Here is a 22,974-nt window from a genome sequence, read left to right on the forward strand (position 1 = left end):
CCTTCCGTGTCACACTTACACATCGTCAGAGGAAGTAGCCACGCCCGGAACGCTTCCGGACCTTCTTGCCGCGCGTACGCAGCTCGTACAGGGCCTCGTGCGCGAGCATCAGCGCCGCGTAGGCGTCGATCTTGCGCGGGGAGTCCTTCGACTCCTTGCCGAAGCTGATGCCGTAGTTGTTCGTGCGACGGCGAGCAGAGAGCACATGGCGCCGCAACGTCAGATCGCCGTCGTGGGACAGCTTCTTGTCGAAGACCGTCCGCATCAGGCGCTCGTGCGCGAGCGTCACCGTCTTCTGCGAACCACGCATGTCCCAGCCGATCGCGTCCTTGCCGACCGGGGACTTCACCGCCAGGCGCTCGCCGTAGGTCTCCGACCAGTCGGCGATGTACGACTCCCACAGGGCGACGTCCGCAAAGAACGCCTGCACCTCGAAGAGCCGGAACGCCTCATGCACGGCCGAGTCGACCTCGTGCCGAGGTACGGTCCAGTGCTTGCCCTCCTCGCCCTCCGGGTGCTCCCAGATGTTGAGGAGAACGGCGTGCATGTCCCGAACTCTGAGCGCCACCAAGGCGGTTGAGTCCGAGCTCTTGCCGCCGTCGAAGCCGAGGACGATCTCGTCGCCCGGCTTCAGGCTCTTGCCCTCGTCGAGCAGCGGGTCCCACTCGGCCGGCCCGTAGATCGCGTCCTCTTCGGCCACGACCTGGTTCAGCCACATACGGCGCGAGCGCGAGGGCGCGATCGTCGCGTCCATCACGGACTGGATGATCGAGTCGACGTTCAACCAGACCGCGTCACCCCGGATCTTCGGGATGACGATGCGCAGGGCCTCCGCCGTGAGCGGAGTCTCCGGGTGCGCCTCGATCGAGTCGTACATGAAGCCGATGTCGGCCATCCGGCCTTCGCGGATCTTCTCGAACGACTCGCGCATCCGCTCGGCGACGGAGTCCTCGCCGGGCAGGTAAGCGTTCGTGATCGCCAGGTACCGCGAGTCCTTCTTGGTCGCGTTACCGTCGATCGTCTCGTACATCTTGTGCCCGTTGTTGCCGGACACCCAGTGGTGCGTCTCGTTGAGCAGGGTGAACGTCGTCCGCTTACCTTCGAGGGCACGGTACGACGAGGTCACTGCTTCGAGACGCTGCTTCCCGCCATTGGCGCGGATCAGGACCGCGCCGTCCTTGATGCCGTACTTCACCTTGAAGTGGTCCGACATCAGGGACGGGATCAAGCTCATGGTGTTCGTGGTCTGCGACTGGTTGACAGCCGTGACCTGCACCCACGCCTGCGGGTGCGGAACGCCGACAGGCTCGCCGGCCTCGTCCCAGTGGGAGAAACGCGACGGCCCGACCAGCTCGACGAGACAGAGGACCGCGAGGAGCGGGTCCTTGCCCCAGCCCTTCATACGCTGCAAGACGCCCTTGCGGTGCACGAAGCGGCCGTTGTCGTCAACGGCGTACCAGTGGAGGACGAAGCGGAGTTGTTCCCTGGTGAACTTCCAGGGGCCGCCGTCCTCGGCCTGAAGGTACTCCGAGCACCAGCCGGCGATCTGCCAGCCGAGCGTCTTGCCGGGCAGGACCCAACGCCCGAAGGCGTCCTTCTGCCAAGTGGGGCCGATGAAGCTCGGCTCCAGGAGGTCGATCTCCTCGGGGGTGAGGGCGGCTTGCTTGGCCATGCGTCACCCCCCTCGGAATCAGTCCACCCCGAGGTCCCTCTTGTAGTCGGCGATGGCAAGAACGGAGGCCGGCGTGGTCTCCGGCTCGGGCTCTTGGAGTTCGATGCGCACGCGGCGCCGGTCGCCTTCGGTCACCAGGAGGTTGCCGAGGGCGGAGTACAGGGTCTGGGCCATCTGCGCCGAGCGCTTCCCCGACTTCTTGTAGTACGAGAAGTCGTCCATCAGCGCCCAGGCGTATGCCCAGTCGGACTGCTGGTAGAAGTCGGACTGGCCGGACTTCTTCAGCGAGTCGTAGAGCTGCTTGGCGGCAGGGTGCCAGTCAGGATCGGCGCGCGGAATGCGCACCGGCTTCATCTGACCGCGCTTGGTCTCCTGCTCGTCGGAACCCTTGCGCGACCGGGGGCGCGCGAGGTCTTCTTCACGGTTCGGGACGGGGCCACGTACGCCCACCGGTCACCTCCTTTCATCGCAGGACGCTGAGTGCGTCCTGGAGTGAAGAACCGAGGAGTGCGCCGAAGCGACTTACCTCCTCGCCATCCCGCTCGATCACGACGGTGGGCACGGCCACAACGTCGTAGAGGTCGGCCTGATCCAGGCCGGCGGTTGTGCTGATGTCGATCTTCTCCGCCTCGACCCCGCGCGCCTCCAGCTCGCTCGCGAGGAGCGGGCCGAACGAGCGGCAGGGCCGGCACACGGGAGAGGTGAAGTACAGAACTCGGGTCACACGGCACCGCCCGTCATGAAGTGGACGGCCAGCCAGGACACGAAGGCCAGGAGGATGAAGCGGCGAGCCCGCGTCGTCTTGTCGGGCACCGTGCCCTTCGCAGTGTGGAAGATCTTCCAGACCTGCTCGGACAGCGTGTCGCCCGGCTGGCGCCGGTACAGGGCGTAGCCCTCGATCACGACGAAGGCCCCAGCCCAGGCGGCCCAGGCGATCTCGAACGGGGTCACCGCTCACCTCCTTGGAGGGGTAGAAGTCTCGGCCCCCAGGGGTAGCGGTCCTGGGGGCGGCGCCTCGCCCGAGCGAGAGGAGGACTCGGGGGCGCTCGCGCTCGACGAGCGGGGAGGACTCGGAGCGCGGGTCAAAGGAGCCCAGGGTGCTGCTCGGTTCGCTTGAACCGGCCGGCGATCTGTCGCCGTCTGGCGTTCGCCGCCGCAGCCCCTTCTCGGCTCGACTTGATCCGGTGGTGGTACGAGCACAGCGAGGTCAGGTTCGCCATGCTGTGGTCGTCGCCGGGTCGGATGTGGTCCACGTCGGTTGCGGTCGAGTCGCAGCGCGCACCCGCTTCAGTCAGCGCGGTGCACTGCCCTCCGTCTCGCCGCAGGACACGGAGCCGGATCTTGGGCCAATCCTTCGGTAGGCGCGAGCGCCTGTCGGACCCTTCCCAGTTCGGCATCGGTCACCCCCGACGTGGAACGCTGAGCCCTCGGTGACGTCCTACCTGAAGAGGTAGCTGCCATGAGCTGTCAACCCGAGGGAGCACTTACGTAAGTAGTAAGGAGCTCTACCAAGCGAGGCCCGACAGGGCCTCCAGCCTGCTACTTCGCCTTACCACTTACTACTTCACTTACTGATACGGAGCTCGCCCCTCGTCTCGGAACGAAGACTTCTTGTGACCGTGGTCACACTTACACAGTGAGGCTTCGAGGCTGGGCCGCCTGGCGGCGGCCACCTGACGTGGACGCGACGGCGAAGAGGTGCTGGTGAGCGAAGCGCCAGGGGCGCCCGGAGGGCGCCACAGAGCAGAGCCGGCAAGCTGCTGAGGGGCCGCGTAGCGGCCCACAAAGCCCGAGACGTCTTACTGCTCAGCCGCTACCGTGGAGCCATGGACAACTTTGACACCGGTCTTCAGTTCGCCCTCCAGGTCGCTGGCGCCGAGCTGGCCACCGAACCGCCGGCCGCCGACACTCCGCTCGCCCGCGTCCTGGCCTTCGCCGCTGAGAATGGCCCGGAGTCCGTGACCGAGGAGCACATCGCGCTGGCCAAGGCCGGTCTGCTCTGATCGCCGGCGCCCTGGTGCGCTCCCCCCAGATCGGCCCTGAAACCGTGGCGCGATCTTGGCCGGTAAGACACGGCGGTGCGGCTCCCGAGCCTCCGGGGGTCACCCCCCACCCCCCGAGGGCGTGTGCTACCCTCGCGCGCCCCTCTGCGCGGCTCCCCTACGGGCTGCGAGCGAGCGGGCAGGGAACGGGCCCGGAGACCGGCCGAACGGCCCGGAGAACGGCACTCAGCGGCTCGCGATCATGGCTCTGACCTGCACGGCTTGACGCTCGGCGTGCAAGTGTGGCAATGTTCTGCCTGTCGCCACGACGGGACGGAACGCAGGGCCTCGGCTCAGTGAACCTGATCAGACAGCGACACTTGCACATCGAGCGAAACTCCTGTAGAGTCGAGCTCAGCAAGGCAGGCAAGCGAGTGAGTGAACCAGGTTGCTGAAGGTCTGGGGAACGGTCGCCGATCAGCGGACAGCGGCTCACACGCAGGAAGTCCAGCCAAGCGAAGCGCAAGTTGCACAACCCGGAGCGAGTGTGATACTGTAGCTCCAGCGCAAGGCCGAAGGGCCAGCGCAGCAAGACTTCGCAAGGCGCTCACCCGGCCCCCGCAAGGGACGTCGCAGCACTCCTCGGAGTGTGTGGGTGGGTAGGCAGGGCACAGGTCCCCCGGACGGGAGAGCCTGGTAGGAGTGGGTATCCGCTCCGATGATCCAGGCAGGAACGCGAGGCAGAGGCCGAACCCCTGGGGTACAGCCACCAAACGACGCTCGTTCGATCGAGCAGCCGTGTTCAGGCCGTACGCTTCGGAGAGGGATGCCACGATCCGGAGGGCTACGAACGCTGCCAGTGCCAGTAGGTGACCAGGGCTCACCGTTCGAACCGAACGGACCGGGAAGCGGAAACGCCAAACGGACCGGGACGAACGAACGGTGACAGGAAGTGCGACCTGCCGAAACGCACACGAGATCTACCCGCTCCCAGTGAGCGGGGGGAGTCGCAAGACTCCCGCAAAGGATCGCCCCGAGCTCACCTCCTCGGAGGGTTGGGAGCCAACGACTCAGAATCCGGGCGATTCACCAGGTCACCGCCGACGCGGTTGACCTTTCGCACCAAGTGTGCAAGTGTAGCGACAGGGCGAGGGAGAGCGACATGATCTGCGGAATCTGCTCCGACAAGGCCACGCACTACTACCGCACCGCCGGTGGCGAGAACGCCGGACGCTGCCAGTACCACGCCGACCAGTTCGGCTACCCCGAGTACCTGATCGAGCTGGAGCCGCCGAAGGCGGCCCTGCGAGTCCCCGGCTACGTGATCCTCTTCAACGAGGGCAACGGCAACGAGGATGAGGTCGCGGTGAGCTGGCCCTTCGCCGCCGAGCTCGCCGAGTGGTGGGTGGAGAACATCACCGCCGCCGAGAAGTCGGACGTCCGGTGGCTGATCGAGGACGCCACGTACGACCCCTACCGCCCGCAGTACCTGGAGCAGGGGAGTCTCACGGTGGAGGTCACCCGAGTGACCAGCCTGCCGGTGCTCCAGTGCTGAGTGTGCAAGTGTGACAAGGCGAAACCTCCGAGAGGAGGTCCGGCCGGGTGGTTCCCGGTCGCTGATGAGCCAGCCTGCTCGATGATCAAGGAGAACGTCATGGTGCACCTGGAGAAGACCCCGCACTCGATCGCCGTCGGCCGCTTCCAGGCCAACATGAACCGGCGCCTGCGTCGCAACGACCTGACGGCCCTGTACTTCGAGTTCATGGAGCAGACGCACCGCGCAGAGGTCAAGCGGCACCAGGCGTACGTCGACTCGGTCCTGGGCCGCTGAAGGCGAAACCCCTTCGGGGGTCCGGCCGGCTTGGGTTGCCGGTCGCTGATGAGCCAGCCTGCTCGACGTGAGGAGTACGTAGTGAAGGTCTACGAGGTGCACCACGCGATCTACGTCGGTGCGCTCCGCGAGGCGCGGAGGCAGTCCGAGCTGGTCGCTGGCGCGACGAGCGCACCGCACGAGATGCCGCGCAGCCACAAGTACTACCTGACCGACGACTTCCAGTCCGGGTTCGGTGTAGCCAAGGACGGCACGCTGGTCGGCCTGTTCTCCCTGGTCAAGGGGCGCGGGGAAGAGCTGGTGTGGGACGCGATCCTGCACAAGGGTGCGAGCAAGCTGGACTGCTTCGACGGTTTCCTGCCCGAGTACTACAAGCGGTTCGGGTTCGTCGAGACCGAGCGCGTCCCGAACTGGACGCTTGGTGAGCCGGACGTGGTCTTCATGAGCCTCGTCTAACTGTGCAAGTGCAGCAACTGTGATACTGTAGCGACAGAGGGAGAGGCAAGTGGACGGATACAGCATCACCCCGGAGTACACGGCCGAGGAGCTGGCCGAGCTCCTGGCGGAGCTGGAGCAGCACGAGCGTCGCAGGGTCCTGGAGCTGGCCGACAGGATCGCGGCCTCGCACTACGAGTGAAAGGCGAAACGCCTTCGGGCGTCGGGCCGGGCGGGTCCTGGTCCCTGATGAGCCACCCAAAGTAAGTGCCCATCCAAACGAGGCCGGAAGGTCAAAACATGAAGGTAACCGGGGGAACACAGGTGTTGCTTGATGCGCGTCGGAAGCGCGAGGACAGCAGCGGGGAGCCTGCGTTCCACAGGGAGCTCAGCCTCGGCTGATCCTCTCTCTCGCGCACCCCCCACACCCACCACTTCCAACAGGGAAGGGGGTGCGCACCTCACACGCGAAACCCCCAGCCGGCCGCCCTCGGTTCGGCTCGGGTCGGCCAGGCGCGGCTGCCTGGTCCTGACGAGCAGCCAGTGAGAGGCAAGGTTTCATGATCGAGATCAAGGCGGATGCGGCGACGCGTGAGCGCTACGTCCAGAACGTCATCGACGTCTGGCAGGCAGCGAACAGCGGCCAGGAGATGCGCGGCCGTCAGTGGTACCGCACGGCGCACGAGGTGGCCGACATGATGACGGAAGGCGACGTCCGCACGGGCGCCGGACTCCTGGCCGCACTGTCCCCGCAGACCGCCTGGCCCCTGAACGTCGAGCTCGCGAAGCAGGCGTACGAGACGGGCCAGCCCTCGGGCCACCTGGGCGACGCCCTGGCGAAGGCAGCCAAGATCCTGGCGGGCGCCGACCCGGCCGAGGTGCTTCCGATGGACCGCAAGACCGGCCACTTCTACCGCTGCATCCTCGACCCCTCGGACGCGGACGCGGTCTGCATCGACCGGCACGCCCACGACATCGCGGTCGGCGAGGAGTACGGAGCTCGCGACCGAGGACTCGGAGCGAAGGGCAGGTACGCCCTGATCGCCCACTGCTACCGCGAGGCCGCCCAGCGCCTGGGCGAACTCCCTTCGACGGTGCAGTCGGTGACCTGGGTCGTCTGGCGGGACCGCCTGGTCGGCACGTCCACGAGGGGCACCGAGTTCAACAAGCAGGTCTGAGTGTGCAAGTGTCGCGAAAGCTCGAACAGCCGAAACCCCGAAAGGGGTCGGGGTGGGGTGGCGCCTACCTCCTGATGATGGCAGCCATGAGTGTGAAGGTGTAGCGAATGAAGGCGACGACGCGCAAGGTCCCGAGCAACGTGGTGCGATGCCAGTCGGACAACGGTCCGATCCTGTACCCCCTGACGGTCGGCACCCGCTACAAGTGCGAGAACTGCGGCGGTGGACTGGAGCCCGGCCAGCGCCCGGCGGTCGGCAACTACTGGGAAGAGAGCTACGGGTACCTCGTCGAGGCCGAGGTGGTGGAGGACGAGCGCGACACCGAGGAAGAGATCGGGGATCTGTACTCCGCGATCAGCGTGTTCGCCGACATCCTCGGCGACGGGATGACCGCACACCATGTGGGTGGCTCCTTCACCTGCTCCGAGGCGGAGCGCATGGCCGAGGCCCTGATGCAGGGCGGCCACAAGCGGGCGGCGATGACCTTCCTGGAGGGGCACGCGGCCGGTGACGACGACCCGGACGACATCCACCCGGACATCGAGGACTTCGAGGCGTACGTCCTGGAGCTGGCCGGTAAGCCGGTGCCCGAGCTGATCGAGGAGCCCGCGCCCGAGCCTGAGCCCGTGGTCGTGGTCGTGGTGGACCCCTTCACCGCCGAGCTGATCCAGGCTCGGGACGCGGTGGCCAAGCTCCTGGGACTGAACTGACCAAGGCGAAACCCCTGGAAGGGGGTCGGGTGGGCTGGCATCCCACTCCTGATGAGCCTGCCGAACCACGAAGGAGATCAGAGCGATGACCCCGAAGTTCCGCATCCACGACGGGCAGGTCCGCGACTCGAAGCGCAAGGACAAGGCCACCACCCTGGCCCGCAAGGAGATACGCCACCAGAAGTACGAGGCGAACCCGGCAGCCGTCCGCATCGCGACCGGCGCCTGAGAACGAGGAGCATTCCAGTGCCGAGCATCGACGAGATCAAGCAGTACCTGACCGACGAGCGTGCGCAGGACATCATCGACATCGCCAGGGAGGGAGGGATCACCTACTGGGCCACCGAGCCGACCGAGGAGGAGTTCGCCGGCCTGCCCGAGGGCAAGACCTGGACGATCACCGAGGGCACCGCGCCGCACCCGATCTTCCCCTTCGATGACGAGCGCGAGGTGGAGGGAGTCCACTACCTCAACGCCGACGACATCCGCCAGGCGTACGCGAAGCTGCTCGACATCGACCAGCCGTACGTGAACCGCGAGTACCACGGGTACATCCTCGACTCCTGGCTCGGCCGCACCGAGAAGGACGGCATCGAAACCGGCGACATCGACGCGGGCACGGCCGACATCATCGTGCAGCTCGCCGCGCTGGAGGAGATCCGATACGGCTGACATGATGTGCAAGTGTCGCGAACATGATACTGTGACTACCACACCAAGGCGAAACCCCCGAGGAGGGGGTCGGCCGGAGCGGATCTCCGGTCCTGATGAGCCAACCGAGTGTGAAAGTGGAGCAAACGTGGGACGCATGAAGGACATCGCGATCGACATCATGAGCTACGAGGCGGACGAGCTGGAGATCGACGAGATCGTGGACCTGTTCGCCACCCTGATCCGCAGCGGTATGGCGTGGACCCTCCAGGGTTCGTACGGCCGGACTGCCCAGACCCTGATCGACGAGGGCATCGTGAGCCCCGGTGGCGACGTGCTGGTGGAACTGATCCCGGCATGAGCGACCTGCCCCGCCAGTTGAGCGCCCGAGTTGATGACCGGCTGGCCGCCGACCTGAAGGCGCTGGCCCCGACCGGCCTGAGCTACAGCGAGATCGTCAAGCGAGCGGTTCACAACTTCGCCGAGCTGTACCAGGTCGCCGTACAGAACGGCGTCGCCAGGCCGAACGAGATCCCCACTCCGATCGCCTATAAGTACCACCTCCCGCCCCTCCCGCAGCCGCCTCGTACCGGCGAACTGCACCTCCCCCGACTCCCCATCGCACAGAAGGAGACCACCCATGAAGACGTCCACCAAGGTTCTGCTGTTCATCCTGGCGCTCGGCCTGCTCGGCGGCCTGGCCAACCGCAACGAGGCGGAGGCGTCGCCCAGTCCGAAGCCCCTGCCGATCTCGGCCAAGGTCAAGGTGAAGCTCCCCGCCGCCGTGAAGGTGGCGCCGCCGAGCAAGCTGCCGACCCGGCCGTGCGCGGAGGACGACAGCACCTCGCGGGACTGCTTCTGGGACGCCGCCCGGCGCGGTAACGGCAAGGGCTACTCGTACTGGGTGGACGCGCAGGGGCGCGTCACCTACCTGGACCCGAAGCTGAACGACGAGATCAAGCGTCGGCTCTTCGCGCTCGGCAAGCAGGCGGCCGGCTGGGAGTACTGGGGCGTGGTCTGGGGGCACCAGCTCTGCTACGCCAAGGTCGGCGACACGTCCCTGATCCAGTGCTTCGACGGCTTCCGCGAGACGTCTTGAGTTGTGTAAGTGTGGCGAAACCTCCGGGAGGAGGTCCGCGCGGGATGGCTGCCCACGCGCTGACGAGCCAAGCCGAGACCACATGAGGTGAAGACCATGACCGAGACCAACCCGAAGCTCGCGAAGATCAAGGCGCTGCTGGCCAAGGCCGAGGACTCGGCCGCCTCGCCCGAGGAGGCGGAGGCGTACTTCGGTCGAGCCGCTGACCTGATGGCGAAGTACGGGATCGAGGCGGCCATGCTCGCCGAAAGCAAGTTGAGCACCGACAAGCTCACCAGTCGGTCCTTCGACGTCAAGGGCAAGTACATCGCCGACCGCTCGGCCCTTCTGTTCGGGATCAGCCACGCGCTCGGTGCGCAGAACGTGTACTGGCGCCTGTTCGACACGGCGACCGGCAAGTACTACCGCAAGGTCAGCATCTACGCCCACGAGTCGACGCTGGAGCGGATCGAGATGCTGTTCACCTCGCTCCAGCTCCAGGCCCTGAACGGGGTGGAGCGGACCCGCCCGCAGTACGGCGAGTCGACCACCTCCTACCGCAAGAGCTGGCTGGCAGGCTTCGCCAACGCGGTGCGCAAGCGCCTGACTCAGGCCGAGGAGACTGCACTCCAGGAGGCCAGCCAGCAGGCCGGGGGCGCGAGCACCGAGCTGGTCCTGGTGAAGCGGGAAGCGGCCGTCGAGCAGTTCTTCAAGAAGGCGCACCCCAAGCTGAAGGCCGCCCCCCGGCGCCGACTCGCCGGCTCGGGCTGGATGGACGGCAAGGCGGCCGGCGAGCGCGCCGACCTGGGTGGGCGCAGCCTGAGCGGCCGGGTCAAGGCACTCAGTCGCTGATGTGTAAGTGTTGCAGGCGAAACCTCCAGGAAGGAGGTCGGCGTGGGATGGCTGCCCACGTCCTGACGAGCCAAGCCGTTGACGAGAGGGGCACCACAGTGAGCGAGAAGCGTAGCCGCCTGGGCAAGAACGAGGTCTCCGGCCTGGGCAAGCTGTACCTCCACGGCGGGCAGGCGCTGAAGCGCGACGAGCTGGAGCTCACGAACGCGGAGTACGCGGTGTTCGCGAAGCTCGCCTGGTTCGGCCTGGCCGAGCGCGTGCAGGAGCAGAGGTGGTCGATCACCGACCTGGGCATCGCCTTCATCGAAGGCCGGCGCCGGGTGCAGTCGGTCGCGGTGACCGTGGACCGGGAGTTCGACCGCCTGGAGGGCGAGCTCGTCGCGGCTGGCGACGTGAACCAGGAGTTCTACTACGAGGCGGTGGCCGCCTGATGGCGCGCGACCGAGACGGCTGGGAGTACGTGGACGGACGCCCGCGCTGGGCGCCGACCGTCGAGGTGGCGCTGGCCAACATCCTGTCCGGCAAGCACGGCTCAGAGTACGACGAAGCGCGACGCGAGCTCGAAGACCTGGTGCGCGCGGCCCAGCGTGACGCGGCCGAGCTGCTGCGCGAGCACAAGGTGAACGACCCCGCAGGCGCCGACTTCTACGTCCCGCTCGGGCTGAAGTACGCCTCCGACCTGATCTTCCCTGAGTACCCCGAGGAGGGTGACGAGTGAGCGACGAACGAGTACAGATCGGCACGGTCTACGTGGACTCCGGCACGGTGTTCGTGGGGGACCCCTGCTACACGGCCACGGGAGACGCGAGCAACCACATCAAGACCTGGTCCGAGTGGTGCAGCCGCTCGCCCTTTGGCGAGAAGCAGTACGACGTGACCGAACCGGCCGGCCCCGGCCTGGGCCTGAGCATCCCGACGCTGTACGGGGACGGTGCCTGGCCCGTGTTCGCCGAGCTGGAGCGGGGCAGGGTGGCCCGAGTCGTCATCGACTTCGACCCGGAGTACGACGAGGACGACGATGATGAGTGACCTGATCATCGGGCTCAGCGGGTACGCCCGCTCCGGCAAGAACGAGGCGGCCGAGGCCCTGGTGCAGCACGGCTGGAGGCAGGCAGCCTTCGCCGACAAGCTGCGAGAGTTCCTGTACGCGCTCGACCCCCTGATCCCTGGTCACTACGGAGCCGGCCACCTGCGCCTGCGAAGGCTCGTCGACTCGACCGGCTGGGACTACGCGAAGGTGACGTACCCCGAGGTGCGGGCCCTGCTCCAGCGTGCTGGCACGGAGGCCGGCCGGAAGGTGCTCGGCGCGAACGTGTGGGTGAACGCCCTCTTCGAGTCGCACGCCGACGCTCCGGCCCTGGCGGTCACCGACGTGCGGTTCCCCAACGAGGCGCGAGCCATCGTCGAGCGGGGCGGCGTGATGATCCGGGTAGAGAGGCCCGGCGTGGGTCCGGCGAAGGACAGAGTCGGCCGGGTCCACGAGAGCGAGGTCGCGCTGGACGGGTGGGACTTCGACCACACCCTGATCAACGACGGCTCGGTGCGGGACCTGCACCTGAAGCTGTACGGCGTCGCCGATCTCGTGCAACTGTCGCGAGTGTGATACTGTGACGAGCGTCAGCACGATACGGGAGCTCGACGAACTGCCGGACGGCACGGTGATCGAACTCCAGGACAGGCGAGGGACCATCCGCTTCAAGCAGGACGGTCACTGGTACGCCGGAGACAAGATCCTCACCCAGAACACCTACACGTACGTCAACACCCGACGCTGGGGAGCGCGGGTCGTGGAGAGAGGAACCGAGCAGTGACCGACAAGCCCGAGACCCTGAAGGAACTGGTCGCACGGTACGCGGAGGCGTACGCCAAGCGTGAGGCCGGCATCCTCGCCTTCCTCGACGACGAGGGGGAGCTGAAGGAGGGCGAGTCGTACGCGGCCTACGACGAGCACAGCTACGACGCCTGGTCCGACTCGCATGGCGACCTCGGAGTCCTGCTCGAAGAGCTGAAGCCCTTCCTCACCTGAGTGTGTAAGTGCAGCCGAAACTCCCGGAAGGGAGTAGTCGGGGGGTCTCGCCCCCGGCCTGACGAGGCAGAGAGGAGCCAGACAGTGAACCACCAGAGGCCCGAGCGTTGAGGCTCACCCCCAGGGCCCACGAAATACAGCGGGTCGTCGACATCCTCGAAGACCCCACCTTCGAGAGCCCGGAGCAGTTGGCCAAGGCCGTAATCAAGGAGGTCGCCGAGATCGTCCAGATGCGGGACCTCGTGGTCCTCACCCACATCTGGGCAGACGGCAGCAAGGGCCTGAACATGGGCCCCTTCGGCTCGGTCGCCGAGGCAGAAGCCTTCGCCAAGAAGATGAGCTTCGGAGGCACCGGCAAGGTCATCCCCCTGACGTCCTCGGGAGTCCTGCTCGCCAACCACGACGGCAAGACGAGCTGGCCCGGCTACTGCTACGACCCGAACTGCGGGCACGCCCCGTGGATGCACGCCCTTGACGGCGCCAGCCGAGGCAAGTGCCACCTGGACTCCTGCCCCTGCTCGAAGTTCATCAAGGACGACCCGAACAAGAAGAAGAAGCCGGCCGCCAAGCGGGCCACGAAGGGGAAGGGGCAAGCGATCAATGAGCTGTAACAAGGGAGTTGCCTGGCGACCGTGCAACTGCGGCCTCAAGCGAGGGTTCACGAACGAACGCGACGCCGAGAAGGCGCTCGGCCGAGCCCAGGCCAAGCGGAACCGAAGGGCTGACGCGTACGGCACCCGACGCGGACAGCACATCGAGCAGCGCTACTACCAGTGCGACTTCGGACTCTTCCACCTGACGTCGGAGAACCGCAGCTCGTACGCCACTCGGACGATGAAGATGAAGGGGGCAGCGAAGTGACGCACGGCTGGTACTACCTTGGGGAGGGTGTGTAAGTGGGACTCCGTATCGGACCGCTCGAACCGGTCAACGACGAAGACATCCTGGTGGTCTACGGCTACCACCAGCGCCGCCAGTACCCCGAGTTCGATGAGCACCAGGTCTACTCGATACACGCGCTCGCCTTCATGAAGGGCGTCAAGCCCAAGCGCGCCTTCCACACCGGGCTCGGCCTGAGTCGGGAAGCAGACCGCATGAGGCGCGAACTCACCGTCATGGAAGCGGTCTACGGCACCAAGATCCACCACGTCGACGAGCTCTACATCTACGACGAAGAACCGCAGGAGGTACCCACCAGTGTCTGAATTCCAGTTCCGCAGCGACGTCACGGTGGAGCTCGTCAAGCACTCCGCGACTGACTCCGACGTCGCCACAGCAGCCCGCGTCTCCACCATCGGAGGCTCGCACGAACGAGTCGTCGACCTGACGCGCGACGAGGGCCTGATCAACTACCTGATGCGGGACCGGCACGGCAGCCCCTTCGAGCACACCTCGTTCACCTTCTACGTCGAGGCGCCCCTGTTCGTGGCGCGCGAGCACTTCCGTCACCGCGCCGGCTGGTCGTACAACGAGGAGAGCGGACGCTACAAGGAGCTGGAGCCCGTCTTCTACCTCCCCGGCCAGGAGCGGAACCTGATACAGGTAGGCAAGCCCGGCGCCTACACCTTCGAGCCCGGCGCCCCGATCCTCGGCCTCTACACCCGCAGCACGATGCAGGAGAGCTACCGCGAAGCCTTCGACGCCTACCGAGCGCTGCTCGACGCCGGAGTAGCCCGCGAGGTGGCCCGCATGGTCCTGCCGGTGGGCACCTTCACCTCCTACTACGCCACCTGCAACGCCCGCAGCCTGATGCACTTCCTCGGACTGCGCACCATCAGCAAGACGGCCGCCTTCCCCTCCTTCCCGCAGCGCGAGATCGAGATGGTCGCCGAGCGGATGGAGGATCACCTCGCCGAGCAGATGCCCCTGACCTACACCGCCTTCAACCGCAACAAGCGGGTGGCGCCGTGAGCCAGAACCCCATCGTCAGCGTCGAGTGGCGCAGGACCAAGTGGACACCCGCCGAGCGTGAACGCCTCGCCCGCATCCTTCTCGGGCCAGTGGTAAAGAAGGACTGAAGAACATAAACTTACACACGGCGCTACGCCCCCCGAGCCATCAGGCCGGGGGGCTTCGCGCGTCCTGATGTCTGAGTCCGAGGGGGGACACATGCGATCCACGACCCTGCCGCGCAAGCGCAAGATGCTGCGTGTCGCCATCTACCTGCGTGTTTCCACATCCAAGCAGCTCGACGGCTACGGCCTCGATGTGCAAGATGAGCGGTGCCGGGCATGGATCGACTACCAGCTCAAGGGCACGCCGTACACCATCGTGGACGTGTACTGCGACGGGGGAGTGTCGGGCAAACTTGCACACCGCGACGACCTGGACCGCCTGACGTCCGACATCGAGGCCGGCCTGATCGACGTCGTGGTTTTCGCCAAGCTGGACCGCATTGGTCGCACCATGCGCAACATCCACCGCTGGGTCTACGACGTGACCGACTTCGGTGTGCGCGTCGCCACCGCTGACGGACGCATCGACTCCGAGGACCAGATGTTCGGCATCCAGCTCTCTCTCCTCGCGTACATGGCAGAGGTCGAGCACGCCCTGATCCTGGAGCGCACGATGGGCGGCCGGGTCAAGAAGATCTCCGGGGGAGGCTGGGCCAGCGGTACGCCGCCCTACGGCTACATGCTCGACGAGGAGGGCGAGCCGGTCGTCAACCCTGACGAGCTGGAGGTGATCCTGAAGGCCGCCGAGTTCCTGGTCGACCAGAAGATGTCGCGAGGGCAGGCCGCTGACGCGCTGAACGAGCTGAAGTACCGCACCCGCACCGGAAAGCTCTGGGAGGGCAACAACCTCGTCCTCCGCCTGCGCCTGGCCGTGCGCGGCTACGTGGACTTCACCTTCTCTGGCATGAACGAGGACGGGGAGGAGATCACCACCTCCTACCGCCTCGAACTGCCCGAGCTGATGCCGGAGGACCGGCGCAAGGCCCTGGAGACCGCCCTGGAGGACATGAAGGGCACCCCTCGGACCTCGTACAGCAACCACCTGCTCTCCGGGCACCTGATCAGCCAGTGCGGCCACAGCCGGTACGGCTCAGCCCGCCATGAGTACAACGACGTGGTCTACCGGTGCTCGAACCCGGCCACGGCCGCCGAGGGGCATACCTGCAAGCAGATCCCCGGCGAAGAGACAGAGAAGGTCGTCTGGGACGAGGTCTCCAAGGCCCTGGCCGACCCCGAGGCGATCAAGGGACTGATCGACGAGTGGCTGGGCAGCGTCCCCGAGCGCGCAGAGTCCTACCGCGCCCGCGTGCAGGAGATCGACACCAAGCTGAACAAGCTGCGCAACACCCGACGCAAGAAGATCGCGATGCTCGTCGCCTCCCTCGACGAGGACGACGAGGGCGACCTGAAGCTGATCGAGGAGCTGAAGGAGGAGATCGCAGCCAAGGAGAAGGAGCTGCGCGAGGAGCAGGAGCGCATCACTGAGTGGCTGGAGGAGGCCGAGCACAAGGAGGAGAAGGCCGGCAGTATGCACGCCCTGATCGACCGAGTCGGCACCAACGTCCAGGATCTTGAGCGCGTCGACAAGAAGCGGATCTTGGAACTCCTCCAGGTCCGGGTCGAGATCGTCGGCGAGAGCAAGTCCGGCCAGAAGGGTGGAAGCAAGGACCCGATGCTGGAGTGGCACCGCGAGAACGGGGTCACCATCCCGCTCACCGTCTCCGACGAGCAGTGGACGCAAGTCGAAGGCATCCTGGCAGGAGGACGCAAGCCGAAGCCGGAGGACCGGGCGTGCTTCGAGATGCTTCTGGAGAAGCTGCGCCACGACAAGGGCTGGCATGACTACGACCGCGACGAGCGCATGGGCGGGAAGGGCTGGGGCTTCTTCTACCGCCTCGCTCGCCGATGGTTCACAGGCGGCCTCTACGCCAAGGCTTTGAAGATGATGGGCCCATACGATGGAACTGAAGCTCCTACTGGTTACACTCTGCCTCCCATGAAGATTTACGGCGCGATCGATGATTCCACGGAGGATGTAGTGAAACGTGAAGCGGGCGGGCGAACTGCCTCCACCAAGGGGATCACCGCTGCTTCGGCCGGAGCGGCCGCGTGAGCTCTCGCATCCAGGAGGCGACCACCATGAACGGGAACGGCAACGGCGCGCTCGAAGGCGCGGTCGTGGCGGTGGCGGGCGCGGCGGGCCCTGCCGGACGGGCCACTCTGCTGAGGCTGGCCGAGGCCGGTGCGACCGTCGTCGCCTCCGACGCGGACCCCGAACGCCTCGCACAGGCCGTGGACGCCGCGCGGTACGCGCACGGTGGCGCGACCGTCATCGGCGACACCGTCGATCTGCTCGATCTGAGCGCCGCAAAGGCATGGGCGGACAAGACCGAGAAGGAGTTCGGCCGGATCGACGGTCTGGTGCACCTCGTCGGCGGCTGGCGCGGCGGCGCGAGCTTCACCGACACGAACCCGGCCGACTGGGCCCTGCTGGAGAAGCTCCTGATCCGCACGGTCCAGCACACCTCGCTCGCCTTCCACGACGGGCTGCTGCGCAGCGACCGCGGCCGCTATGTGCTCATCAGCGCCGCGGGAGCCACCAAGCCCACCGCCGGCAATGCGGCCTACGCCGCGGCCAAGGCCGCCGCCGAGGCGTGGACGCTCGCGGTAGCCGACTCCTTCCGCAAGGCGGGGGGCGACCAGGGCCCGGCGGCAGCGGCTGCCATCCTGGTCGTCAAGGCACTGGTGCACGACGCCATGCGCGCCGAGCGCCCGAATGCGAAGTTCGCGGGCTTCACCGACGTGACGGAGCTGGCCGACGCCATCGCCGGAGTCTGGGACCGGCCCGCCGAGGAACTGAATGGACAGCGTCTGTGGCTGACCCCCAAACCCTGAAGACCGACGCCCGCCGTCACCACGACCCGTCCGTGCGCGGGTTCGCCAGTGACAACTACGCGGGCGCCCACCCGGAGGTGCTCGCCGCCCTCGCCCTCGCCAACGGCGGCCACCAGGTCGCCTATGGCGAGGACCAGTACACCGAGCACCTCCAGCGGGTCATGCACAGCCACTTCGGCCCGAGCGCCGAGGCGTTCCCCGTGTTCAACGGCACCGGCGCCAATGTGACCGCCCTCCAGGCGCTCACCGACCGATGGGGCGCGGTGATCTGCGCGGAGAGCGCCCACATCAACGTGGACGAGGGCGGCGCCCCGGAGCGGATGGGCGGCCTCAAGCTGCTCACCGTGCCGACCCCGGACGGCAAGCTCACCCCCGAGCTGATCGACCGGCAGGCATGGGGCTGGGAGGACGAGCACCGGGCGATGCCCCAGGTCGTCTCGATCACCCAGAACACCGAACTGGGCACCGTGTACACGGTGGACGAGATCCGCGCGGTCGTCGAGCACGCGCACGGCCTCGGCATGAAGGTCCACCTCGACGGCGCGCGGATAGCCAACGCTGCCGCCTCGCTGGACGTCCCGATGCGGACCTTCACCAACGCGGTCGGTGTCGACGTGCTCACCTTCGGCGGCACCAAGAACGGCATGCTCTTCGGCGAGGCGATCGTCGTCCTCAACCCGGACGCGGTCAGCCACATGAAGCATCTGCGCAAGATGTCGATGCAGCTCGCCTCCAAGATGCGTTTCGTCTCCGTGCAGTTGGAGGCACTGCTCGCCAAGGACCTGTGGCTGCGCAACGCCCGGCACTCCAACGAGATGGCCCAGCGTCTGGCCGCGGGGGTGCGCACGGTGGACGGTGTGGAGATCCTGCATCCCGTCCAGGCCAATGCCGTCTTCGCGCGGCTGCCCCAGGCCGTGACCCGGCGGCTGCAGGAGCGCTTCCGGTTCTACTTCTGGGACGAGGCGGCCGGTGACGTCCGCTGGATGTGCTCCTTCGACACCACCGAGGACGACGTCGATGCCTTCGTCCAGGCCCTGAAGGAAGAGATGGCCCGCTAGACGCTTCTGCATAAGAATGCGGCCGACCGGAAATCGATTGACGACCGGTCGGCCGCGTTCGTACGCTCGGGCGCCATGGAACTGATCCAGCAGGTCCCCGAACTCTCCGCATATCTCGCCGCCGACGCCGCGGTCGATCATCATCATCCACTCGTACGGGAAACCGCCGCACAGCTGCGCGCCGATCACGGCGACGCATATGCATACGCCAAGGCGGCCTATGAGTTCGTCCGCGACACCATTCCGCACTCCGCCGACAGCGGCGACATGCGGGTCACCTGGCGGGCCTCGGACGTCCTCGCCCAGGGCACCGGCATCTGCTACGCGAAGTCCCACGCGCTCGCCGCGCTGCTGCGGGCCGAAGGCGTCCCGACCGCCCTGTGCTACCAGCGCCTCGCTGACGACGACGGCTCGAACCCCGTGGTCCACGGGCTGGTGGCGATCCACCTTCCCGGAATGTCGGGCTGGGCGCGCCAGGACCCGCGCGGCAACAAGCCGGGCGTCGACGCCCAGTTCTCGGTCACGGAGGAGCGGCTGGCCTGGTCCGTGCGACCTGAGTACAGTGAAGTGGACTATCCGATACTCTTTGCTGCACCACATCCGGCGGTTCTCGCGGTCCTTCAGGCGGCCGACGACCGGCCGGCTCTGTGGCGCTCGCTGCCCACGGACATCTGAACGGCGGACCCATGGCACTCTCCCTCATCGTCACCGACGAGGTGCGCGCGATCGCGCCCGGCTTCGTCCATGTCGCCGTCGAGGCACGCGGCCTGGTGAACGGCCCGAGCAACGACGACAGTTCCGCACTGCTGGACGACGCCGCACGGCGTCTCGCGGCCCGTCTCGACGGCCGCGCCCCGCACGAGGACGCGCACATGGCGGCCTGGCGCGAGGCGTACACCGCCTTCGGAGCCAAGCCCTCGCGCACCCGCAACTCGGCCGAGGCCCTGGCCCGGCGCGCGCTCGCCGACGGCGGACTCCCCCGCATCAACGCGCTGGTCGACCTCTACAACGCGATCAGCGTCGCCCACCTGATCCCGGTCGGCGGCGAGGACCTGGACCGCATCACCGGCGGAATGCGCCTGGTACGGGCGACGGGCGAGGAGCCGTTCCTCACCGTCGCGGGCGGTGCGGAGAGTGTGGAGCACCCTGACGCCGGTGAGGTCGTCTGGTGCGACGAGGAAGGTGTCACCTGCCGCCGCTGGAACTGGCGCCAGGGTGTGCGCACCCGGCTCACCGAGGACACGGTGAACGCCCTGTTCCTGCTGGAGGGCATGGCACCGACGACCGGCGGCGAGCTCGGGGCGGCAGCCGCCGAACTCGCCGAAGGACTGGAGAAGTTGAGCCCCGGGGCGCAGGTCACGGTCCACGCCCCGCGGTAGGAGCCCTCGGAGGGCTAGGGTCTTTCGTTTGGATCATGCCGGGCTCGCGTGCCCTGGTGCCGCACCTCGCTGCGTTGTCGTCAGTCGCCGACGCTCCGCGTCGGCTCCATCCTCCGCCTTGCGATGCACGGCACCAGACCCCGCTCACTGATCCGGCCTGATCCAAACCAAAGACCCTAGGGCCTCAGTGGGCCTCGCGGACCTCGGCGGGCGTCGGTGCGGTGCCCCCGAGGTGCGCCGGGACCCACCAGGTGTCGCCCGCGTCCTTGGGCCGTACCGGGTACGCGCGCTGCGCGGCCTCCAGCAGCTCCTGGACACGCCCGCGCAGCCGACGCGTGAGAGCACCCGCGTACTGGTCCGTGGGTGCCTCCATCGGCTCGCCGACCCGGATCGTCACCGGGATGTGGGAGCGCTTGAAGTTCCGCGGACGGCCCTTGGTCCACACCCGCTGCGTACCCCACAGCGCCATCGGGATCAGCGGCACGCCGGCCTCCTGCGCCAGACGCACGGCACCCGACTTGAAGGACTTCAGCGTGAACGACTGGGAGATCGTCGCCTCCGGGAAGACGCCCACGACCTCGCCCGAGCGCAGCGAGTCCAGCGCGTGGGCGTACGCGGCCTCACCCTGCTTGCGGTCCACCGGGATGTGCTTCATGCCGCGCATGAGCGGACCGGAGACCTTGTGGCGGAAGACCGAGTCCTTGGCCATGAAGCGGACCAGGCGCTTCTGCGGCAGCGCGGCGAGCCCGGTGAAGATGAAGTCCAGGTAGCTGATGTGATTGCTGACCAGGACGGCACCCCCAGAACGCGGAATGTTCTCGGATCCCTGAGTGTCGATCTTCAGGTCGAGCGCCTTGAACATCGTGAGGGCGGCGCCGATGACCGGCCGATAGACGAGCTCTGCCATCTGGGGAGGACCCTTTCGTCGTGCCCGGGGAGGGTTCTCCCGGTAGAAGTTACGGAGCCGTAGGTTTTCGGCATTGGCCCGATCGTGCCCCATGTGTCGCGAGCTGACCAGCCCTGGGGCCTGGTACGGGCGAGATTCTCATCACGTCCGTACCGCCGTCGACGCCCGTCCAACCGCGCCACCGGGAATCATTGCCCTTTTATGAACGCTACAGGGGCGACGACTCGACGGAGGTGGACCGAAGGTGCGCGCTCACGACCCGGAACGACGGCTCGGCGCGGCGGAGCTGGGCACGGGACTCGGGCGGCGGGCGACGCTCGTCCAGTTCTCGACCGCGTTCTGCCAGCCCTGCCGGGCCACGCGCCGCACGCTGTCCGACGTCGCGGGCATGGTCGAGGGTGTCGCGCACATCGAGATCGACGCCGAGGAACGGCTCGAGCTCGTCAGGGAACTGGACATCCGCAGGACTCCCACCGTCCTGGTGCTCGACTCCGCCGGGCGTGTCGTTACCCGGGCCTCCGGAGCGCCGCGCAAGGCCGACGTCATCGCCGCGCTCGGACGGGCCGTGTGACGCGCCGTGAGCCCGGTCGCACATTCCGGTACGCACTTGACTGCACAGGGCAACCGTCGTCAGGCTGACGTCTGTGCCTCCAGTCCTCCTTCTCTTCGGTCGGGTCCATGTGGACCTCGTCCGTCATGCGAGCGCGCGCTGTCCGGCTGACGTCAACGCCGCAGCCGCCTAGTTCGCACCCATGCAGAAGGAATCCTCGATGACGGCCCCGACCGATCTCGGCACCTCTCCTCTGACCACCTCCTCCGGCTTCGCCGCTCCCCGGCCCCTGTCCCCGGCCGGCTTCGTGGGCACGCAGCAGCAACCGGCCGAGACCGACCGGCGTGCCGCCTCTCCTGACACCGGCGACCTGCTGAAGTCCGTCTTCCGCCAGCACGCCGCGGGCGTCGCGGTGATCACCGCGCAGGGGGAGCACCCCGCCGGCTTCACCGCCACCTCGCTCACCTCCGTGGCCGCCGACCCGCCGCTGATCTCCTTCGGAGTGGGCACGGCGTCCTCCAGCTGGCCGGTCGTCGCCGAGGCCGAGTACGTCGGTGTCCACATACTCGGGGAGCACCAGCGGGAGCTGGCCGCCACCTTCGCCCGCAGCGGCGCCGACCGTTTCGCCCCGCCCACCCGCTGGCACGCCGGCCCCGAGGGCGTGCCCGTCCTCGACGGGGTCGTGGCGTGGCTGGTGGCCCGGATGGTGGCACGGGTGCCCGCGGGGGATCATCGCCTGGTGATCGCCGAGGTCGTGGCCGGGGATCCGGCCGGCGGCGGCCGCCCGCTGCTGTACCACCAGGGCCGCTTCACGGCACTGCGCGACTGACCTGGCACGCCGTTGTCAAGGTCACAGTTCAAAGCGCTTGCTTAGCGGGAACAACCTCGGTGTACTGACGAGTAATATTTCGATCGGAGCGCGGCCCGCCCCGACCGGGATCCGCCCCATCGGACGCCTATGCTGCGTTCACAAGGCAGTCCAGTAGAGACGATGCAGTAGGAGAGCCGGCGTGAGCCTGAGGATCGTTGTCTGTGTGAAGTACGTGCCCGACGCCACCGGCGACCGGCACTTCGCCGATGACCTGACCGTCGACCGCGACGACGTCGACGGCCTGCTGTCGGAGCTGGATGAGTACGCGGTGGAGCAGGCGCTGCAGATCGCGGACGAGGCCGACGACGCCGAGGTCACCGTTCTGACCGTGGGCCCGGAGGACGCCAAGGACGCGCTGCGCAAGGCGCTGTCCATGGGCGCCGACAAGGCCGTCCACGTCGAGGACGACGACCTGCACGGCACCGACGTGATGGGCACCTCGCTGGTGCTGGCCAAGGCGATCGAGAAGACCGGGTACGACCTGGTCATCTGCGGTATGGCCTCCACCGACGGCACCATGGGTGTGCTGCCGGCGATCCTGGCCGAGCGCCTGGGCGTCCCGCAGGTCACCCTGCTGTCCGAGGTCTCGGTCGAGGACGGCACCGTCAAGGGCCGCCGTGACGGCGACACCGCCTCCGAGCAGCTCGAGGCCTCCCTGCCGGCCGTCGTGTCCGTGACGGACCAGTCGGGCGAGGCCCGCTACCCCTCCTTCAAGGGCATCATGGCCGCCAAGAAGAAGCCGGTGGAGTCCCTTGACCTGGAGGACCTCGAGATCGACGCCGACGAGGTCGGCCTCGAGGGCGCCTGGACCAAGGTCGACTCGGCCGCCGAGCGTCCGGCCCGCACGGCCGGCACGATCGTCAAGGACGAGGGCGAGGGCGGCAAGCAGCTGGCCGAGTTCCTCGCGAGCCAGAAGTTCATCTAGGGCTCGCGCGAGCCACTGC

At 67.4% G+C, this 22,974-nt stretch carries 35 protein-coding genes and 9 other RNA genes; 39 read left to right on the top strand and 5 right to left on the bottom strand.

Annotation, left to right across the window (positions count from 1 at the left end):
- Nucleotides 1-25 precede the first annotated feature (25 nt).
- Genes ACF08N_RS22745 through ACF08N_RS22760 form a run of 4 tightly spaced genes read right to left on the bottom strand, consistent with a single transcriptional unit; the run spans nucleotide 26 to nucleotide 2,623 of the window.
- Nucleotides 26-1,672 carry a terminase gene (locus ACF08N_RS22745; RefSeq protein WP_392326488.1) on the bottom strand — a complete coding sequence of 549 codons (1,647 nt, stop codon included), beginning with the start codon at nucleotides 1,670-1,672 and terminating at the stop codon, nucleotides 26-28.
- Between the two features lie 18 nt (nucleotides 1,673-1,690).
- A complete protein-coding gene (locus ACF08N_RS22750) occupies nucleotides 1,691-2,122 on the bottom strand; it encodes a hypothetical protein (RefSeq protein WP_392326489.1) in 432 nt (143 codons plus the stop codon).
- Between the two features lie 13 nt (nucleotides 2,123-2,135).
- On the bottom strand, nucleotides 2,136-2,396 hold the full coding sequence (locus ACF08N_RS22755) for a thioredoxin family protein (RefSeq protein WP_392326490.1): 261 nt from the start codon (nucleotides 2,394-2,396) through the stop codon (nucleotides 2,136-2,138).
- Nucleotides 2,393-2,623, bottom strand: a complete 231-nt coding sequence (locus tag ACF08N_RS22760) for a hypothetical protein (protein ID WP_392326491.1) — start codon at nucleotides 2,621-2,623, stop codon at nucleotides 2,393-2,395. Before ACF08N_RS22760 ends, ACF08N_RS22755 begins: the two co-directional genes overlap by 4 nt.
- Before the next feature lie 875 nt (nucleotides 2,624-3,498).
- Between ACF08N_RS22760 and ACF08N_RS22765 the strand changes: the two genes are divergently transcribed.
- From ACF08N_RS22765 to ACF08N_RS22940, 36 genes are all read left to right on the top strand, one after another.
- On the top strand, nucleotides 3,499-3,675 hold the full coding sequence (locus tag ACF08N_RS22765; RefSeq protein ID WP_392326492.1) for a hypothetical protein: 177 nt from the start codon (nucleotides 3,499-3,501) through the stop codon (nucleotides 3,673-3,675).
- Nucleotides 3,676-4,816: 1,141 nt separating this feature from the next.
- Nucleotides 4,817-5,209 carry a hypothetical protein gene (locus tag ACF08N_RS22770; RefSeq protein ID WP_392326493.1) on the top strand — a complete coding sequence of 131 codons (393 nt, stop codon included), beginning with the start codon at nucleotides 4,817-4,819 and terminating at the stop codon, nucleotides 5,207-5,209.
- A 16-nt stretch (nucleotides 5,210-5,225) separates the two neighbouring features.
- Nucleotides 5,226-5,288: hammerhead ribozyme type II (locus tag ACF08N_RS22775), an RNA gene on the top strand.
- A 2-nt stretch (nucleotides 5,289-5,290) separates the two neighbouring features.
- A complete protein-coding gene (locus ACF08N_RS22780) occupies nucleotides 5,291-5,485 on the top strand; it encodes a hypothetical protein (RefSeq protein ID WP_392326494.1) in 195 nt (64 codons plus the stop codon).
- An RNA gene (locus ACF08N_RS22785) (hammerhead ribozyme type II) lies at nucleotides 5,486-5,548 on the top strand.
- 18 nt (nucleotides 5,549-5,566) lie between these two features.
- Entirely contained in the window at nucleotides 5,567-5,941 is a 375-nt protein-coding gene (locus ACF08N_RS22790; RefSeq protein WP_392326495.1) for a hypothetical protein, read from the top strand.
- A 49-nt stretch (nucleotides 5,942-5,990) separates the two neighbouring features.
- A complete protein-coding gene (locus tag ACF08N_RS22795; protein ID WP_392326496.1) occupies nucleotides 5,991-6,122 on the top strand; it encodes a hypothetical protein in 132 nt (43 codons plus the stop codon).
- A gap of 1 nt (nucleotide 6,123) precedes the next feature.
- An RNA gene (locus ACF08N_RS22800) (hammerhead ribozyme type II) lies at nucleotides 6,124-6,183 on the top strand.
- Between the two features lie 202 nt (nucleotides 6,184-6,385).
- An RNA gene (locus ACF08N_RS22805) (hammerhead ribozyme type II) lies at nucleotides 6,386-6,466 on the top strand.
- Nucleotides 6,467-6,480: 14 nt separating this feature from the next.
- On the top strand, nucleotides 6,481-7,098 hold the full coding sequence (locus ACF08N_RS22810) for a hypothetical protein (protein ID WP_392326497.1): 618 nt from the start codon (nucleotides 6,481-6,483) through the stop codon (nucleotides 7,096-7,098).
- Between the two features lie 27 nt (nucleotides 7,099-7,125).
- Nucleotides 7,126-7,188: hammerhead ribozyme type II (locus ACF08N_RS22815), an RNA gene on the top strand.
- 17 nt (nucleotides 7,189-7,205) lie between these two features.
- A complete protein-coding gene (locus ACF08N_RS22820) occupies nucleotides 7,206-7,808 on the top strand; it encodes a hypothetical protein (protein ID WP_392326498.1) in 603 nt (200 codons plus the stop codon).
- Between the two features lie 85 nt (nucleotides 7,809-7,893).
- Nucleotides 7,894-8,037 (top strand): hypothetical protein, encoded by a 144-nt coding sequence (locus ACF08N_RS22825; protein WP_392326499.1) that lies wholly within the window; start codon nucleotides 7,894-7,896, stop codon nucleotides 8,035-8,037.
- 17 nt (nucleotides 8,038-8,054) lie between these two features.
- Complete coding sequence (locus ACF08N_RS22830; protein ID WP_392326500.1) at nucleotides 8,055-8,480, top strand: hypothetical protein; 426 nt, start codon at nucleotides 8,055-8,057, stop codon at nucleotides 8,478-8,480.
- Nucleotides 8,481-8,526: 46 nt separating this feature from the next.
- Nucleotides 8,527-8,590, top strand: an RNA gene (locus ACF08N_RS22835) — hammerhead ribozyme type II.
- A 17-nt stretch (nucleotides 8,591-8,607) separates the two neighbouring features.
- On the top strand, nucleotides 8,608-8,820 hold the full coding sequence (locus ACF08N_RS22840) for a hypothetical protein (RefSeq protein ID WP_392326501.1): 213 nt from the start codon (nucleotides 8,608-8,610) through the stop codon (nucleotides 8,818-8,820).
- Nucleotides 8,821-9,099: 279 nt separating this feature from the next.
- Nucleotides 9,100-9,558 carry a hypothetical protein gene (locus ACF08N_RS22845; RefSeq protein WP_392326502.1) on the top strand — a complete coding sequence of 153 codons (459 nt, stop codon included), beginning with the start codon at nucleotides 9,100-9,102 and terminating at the stop codon, nucleotides 9,556-9,558.
- Nucleotides 9,559-9,570: 12 nt separating this feature from the next.
- An RNA gene (locus ACF08N_RS22850) (hammerhead ribozyme type II) lies at nucleotides 9,571-9,636 on the top strand.
- A gap of 18 nt (nucleotides 9,637-9,654) precedes the next feature.
- Nucleotides 9,655-10,389, top strand: coding sequence for a DUF2786 domain-containing protein (locus tag ACF08N_RS22855; protein ID WP_392326503.1), 735 nt, complete (start codon nucleotides 9,655-9,657; stop codon nucleotides 10,387-10,389).
- Nucleotides 10,390-10,403: 14 nt separating this feature from the next.
- Nucleotides 10,404-10,465, top strand: an RNA gene (locus tag ACF08N_RS22860) — hammerhead ribozyme type II.
- Between the two features lie 22 nt (nucleotides 10,466-10,487).
- Nucleotides 10,488-10,820, top strand: a complete 333-nt coding sequence (locus tag ACF08N_RS22865) for a hypothetical protein (protein ID WP_392326504.1) — start codon at nucleotides 10,488-10,490, stop codon at nucleotides 10,818-10,820.
- Entirely contained in the window at nucleotides 10,820-11,107 is a 288-nt protein-coding gene (locus tag ACF08N_RS22870; RefSeq protein ID WP_392326505.1) for a hypothetical protein, read from the top strand. Before ACF08N_RS22865 ends, ACF08N_RS22870 begins: the two co-directional genes overlap by 1 nt.
- A complete protein-coding gene (locus tag ACF08N_RS22875; RefSeq protein ID WP_392326506.1) occupies nucleotides 11,104-11,418 on the top strand; it encodes a hypothetical protein in 315 nt (104 codons plus the stop codon). Before ACF08N_RS22870 ends, ACF08N_RS22875 begins: the two co-directional genes overlap by 4 nt.
- On the top strand, nucleotides 11,411-11,992 hold the full coding sequence (locus ACF08N_RS22880) for a hypothetical protein (protein ID WP_392326507.1): 582 nt from the start codon (nucleotides 11,411-11,413) through the stop codon (nucleotides 11,990-11,992). The genes ACF08N_RS22875 and ACF08N_RS22880 overlap by 8 nt, the downstream gene beginning before the upstream one ends.
- A 4-nt stretch (nucleotides 11,993-11,996) precedes the next feature.
- Nucleotides 11,997-12,200, top strand: coding sequence for a hypothetical protein (locus ACF08N_RS22885; RefSeq protein ID WP_392326508.1), 204 nt, complete (start codon nucleotides 11,997-11,999; stop codon nucleotides 12,198-12,200).
- Nucleotides 12,197-12,415, top strand: coding sequence for a hypothetical protein (locus ACF08N_RS22890; RefSeq protein WP_392326509.1), 219 nt, complete (start codon nucleotides 12,197-12,199; stop codon nucleotides 12,413-12,415). Before ACF08N_RS22885 ends, ACF08N_RS22890 begins: the two co-directional genes overlap by 4 nt.
- 12 nt (nucleotides 12,416-12,427) lie before the next feature.
- An RNA gene (locus ACF08N_RS22895) (hammerhead ribozyme type II) lies at nucleotides 12,428-12,491 on the top strand.
- A gap of 31 nt (nucleotides 12,492-12,522) precedes the next feature.
- The gene (locus ACF08N_RS22900) at nucleotides 12,523-13,026 is read left to right on the top strand and encodes a hypothetical protein (protein WP_392326510.1); all 504 of its coding nucleotides are present in this window, start codon (nucleotides 12,523-12,525) and stop codon (nucleotides 13,024-13,026) included.
- Nucleotides 13,016-13,276, top strand: coding sequence for a hypothetical protein (locus ACF08N_RS22905; RefSeq protein WP_392326511.1), 261 nt, complete (start codon nucleotides 13,016-13,018; stop codon nucleotides 13,274-13,276). Before ACF08N_RS22900 ends, ACF08N_RS22905 begins: the two co-directional genes overlap by 11 nt.
- Before the next feature lie 35 nt (nucleotides 13,277-13,311).
- Complete coding sequence (locus ACF08N_RS22910; RefSeq protein WP_392326512.1) at nucleotides 13,312-13,620, top strand: hypothetical protein; 309 nt, start codon at nucleotides 13,312-13,314, stop codon at nucleotides 13,618-13,620.
- Entirely contained in the window at nucleotides 13,613-14,326 is a 714-nt protein-coding gene (gene thyX, locus ACF08N_RS22915; protein WP_392326513.1) for an FAD-dependent thymidylate synthase, read from the top strand. Before ACF08N_RS22910 ends, thyX begins: the two co-directional genes overlap by 8 nt.
- 198 nt (nucleotides 14,327-14,524) lie before the next feature.
- Nucleotides 14,525-16,483 (top strand): recombinase family protein, encoded by a 1,959-nt coding sequence (locus ACF08N_RS22920; protein WP_392326514.1) that lies wholly within the window; start codon nucleotides 14,525-14,527, stop codon nucleotides 16,481-16,483.
- Nucleotides 16,484-16,509: 26 nt separating this feature from the next.
- On the top strand, nucleotides 16,510-17,265 hold the full coding sequence (locus ACF08N_RS22925; RefSeq protein WP_392326606.1) for an SDR family NAD(P)-dependent oxidoreductase: 756 nt from the start codon (nucleotides 16,510-16,512) through the stop codon (nucleotides 17,263-17,265).
- Nucleotides 17,262-18,323, top strand: a complete 1,062-nt coding sequence (locus ACF08N_RS22930; protein ID WP_392326607.1) for a threonine aldolase family protein — start codon at nucleotides 17,262-17,264, stop codon at nucleotides 18,321-18,323. The genes ACF08N_RS22925 and ACF08N_RS22930 overlap by 4 nt, the downstream gene beginning before the upstream one ends.
- A gap of 75 nt (nucleotides 18,324-18,398) precedes the next feature.
- The gene (locus tag ACF08N_RS22935) at nucleotides 18,399-18,998 is read left to right on the top strand and encodes a transglutaminase family protein (protein WP_392326515.1); all 600 of its coding nucleotides are present in this window, start codon (nucleotides 18,399-18,401) and stop codon (nucleotides 18,996-18,998) included.
- An 11-nt stretch (nucleotides 18,999-19,009) separates the two neighbouring features.
- A complete protein-coding gene (locus tag ACF08N_RS22940) occupies nucleotides 19,010-19,702 on the top strand; it encodes a B3/4 domain-containing protein (protein ID WP_392326516.1) in 693 nt (230 codons plus the stop codon).
- A gap of 184 nt (nucleotides 19,703-19,886) precedes the next feature.
- On the opposite strand, the gene ACF08N_RS22945 is transcribed toward ACF08N_RS22940, so the two are convergent.
- Complete coding sequence (locus ACF08N_RS22945) at nucleotides 19,887-20,609, bottom strand: lysophospholipid acyltransferase family protein (RefSeq protein ID WP_392326517.1); 723 nt, start codon at nucleotides 20,607-20,609, stop codon at nucleotides 19,887-19,889.
- Between the two features lie 244 nt (nucleotides 20,610-20,853).
- Between ACF08N_RS22945 and ACF08N_RS22950 the strand changes: the two genes are divergently transcribed.
- The 3 genes from ACF08N_RS22950 to ACF08N_RS22960 all read left to right on the top strand — a co-directional run bounded on the left by ACF08N_RS22950 (nucleotide 20,854) and on the right by ACF08N_RS22960 (nucleotide 22,955).
- Nucleotides 20,854-21,180: a thioredoxin family protein gene (locus tag ACF08N_RS22950; protein ID WP_392326518.1), complete on the top strand. Its 327-nt coding sequence runs from the start codon at nucleotides 20,854-20,856 to the stop codon at nucleotides 21,178-21,180.
- 199 nt (nucleotides 21,181-21,379) lie between these two features.
- Nucleotides 21,380-21,988, top strand: coding sequence for a flavin reductase family protein (locus ACF08N_RS22955; RefSeq protein WP_392326519.1), 609 nt, complete (start codon nucleotides 21,380-21,382; stop codon nucleotides 21,986-21,988).
- Between the two features lie 181 nt (nucleotides 21,989-22,169).
- Nucleotides 22,170-22,955: an electron transfer flavoprotein subunit beta/FixA family protein gene (locus ACF08N_RS22960; RefSeq protein WP_392326520.1), complete on the top strand. Its 786-nt coding sequence runs from the start codon at nucleotides 22,170-22,172 to the stop codon at nucleotides 22,953-22,955.
- The last annotated feature ends 19 nt before the right edge of the window (nucleotides 22,956-22,974 follow it).

This window comes from Streptomyces sp. NPDC015127 (genome assembly GCF_043080095.1).
In the GTDB taxonomy this organism is placed as follows: Bacteria; Actinomycetota; Actinomycetes; order Streptomycetales; family Streptomycetaceae; genus Streptomyces.

Bases quoted from the DNA above. Each gene is read 5' to 3' on its own strand.
- ACF08N_RS22810 (WP_392326497.1), top strand. From the start codon at position 6,481: ATGATCGAGATCAAGGCGGATGCGGCGACGCGTGAGCGCTACGTCCAG.
- ACF08N_RS22880 (WP_392326507.1), top strand. From the start codon at position 11,411: ATGAGTGACCTGATCATCGGGCTCAGCGGGTACGCCCGCTCCGGCAAG.
- ACF08N_RS22820 (WP_392326498.1), top strand. From the start codon at position 7,206: ATGAAGGCGACGACGCGCAAGGTCCCGAGCAACGTGGTGCGATGCCAG.
- ACF08N_RS22935 (WP_392326515.1), top strand. From the start codon at position 18,399: ATGGAACTGATCCAGCAGGTCCCCGAACTCTCCGCATATCTCGCCGCC.
- ACF08N_RS22780 (WP_392326494.1), top strand. From the start codon at position 5,291: ATGATCAAGGAGAACGTCATGGTGCACCTGGAGAAGACCCCGCACTCG.
- ACF08N_RS22770 (WP_392326493.1), top strand. From the start codon at position 4,817: ATGATCTGCGGAATCTGCTCCGACAAGGCCACGCACTACTACCGCACC.
- ACF08N_RS22745 (WP_392326488.1), bottom strand. From the start codon at position 1,672: ATGGCCAAGCAAGCCGCCCTCACCCCCGAGGAGATCGACCTCCTGGAG.
- ACF08N_RS22920 (WP_392326514.1), top strand. From the start codon at position 14,525: ATGCGATCCACGACCCTGCCGCGCAAGCGCAAGATGCTGCGTGTCGCC.
- ACF08N_RS22955 (WP_392326519.1), top strand. From the start codon at position 21,380: ATGACGGCCCCGACCGATCTCGGCACCTCTCCTCTGACCACCTCCTCC.
- ACF08N_RS22765 (WP_392326492.1), top strand. From the start codon at position 3,499: ATGGACAACTTTGACACCGGTCTTCAGTTCGCCCTCCAGGTCGCTGGC.
- ACF08N_RS22945 (WP_392326517.1), bottom strand. From the start codon at position 20,609: ATGGCAGAGCTCGTCTATCGGCCGGTCATCGGCGCCGCCCTCACGATG.
- ACF08N_RS22925 (WP_392326606.1), top strand. From the start codon at position 16,510: ATGAACGGGAACGGCAACGGCGCGCTCGAAGGCGCGGTCGTGGCGGTG.
- ACF08N_RS22855 (WP_392326503.1), top strand. From the start codon at position 9,655: ATGACCGAGACCAACCCGAAGCTCGCGAAGATCAAGGCGCTGCTGGCC.
- ACF08N_RS22825 (WP_392326499.1), top strand. From the start codon at position 7,894: ATGACCCCGAAGTTCCGCATCCACGACGGGCAGGTCCGCGACTCGAAG.
- ACF08N_RS22870 (WP_392326505.1), top strand. From the start codon at position 10,820: ATGGCGCGCGACCGAGACGGCTGGGAGTACGTGGACGGACGCCCGCGC.
- ACF08N_RS22845 (WP_392326502.1), top strand. From the start codon at position 9,100: ATGAAGACGTCCACCAAGGTTCTGCTGTTCATCCTGGCGCTCGGCCTG.
- ACF08N_RS22940 (WP_392326516.1), top strand. From the start codon at position 19,010: ATGGCACTCTCCCTCATCGTCACCGACGAGGTGCGCGCGATCGCGCCC.
- ACF08N_RS22905 (WP_392326511.1), top strand. From the start codon at position 13,016: ATGAGCTGTAACAAGGGAGTTGCCTGGCGACCGTGCAACTGCGGCCTC.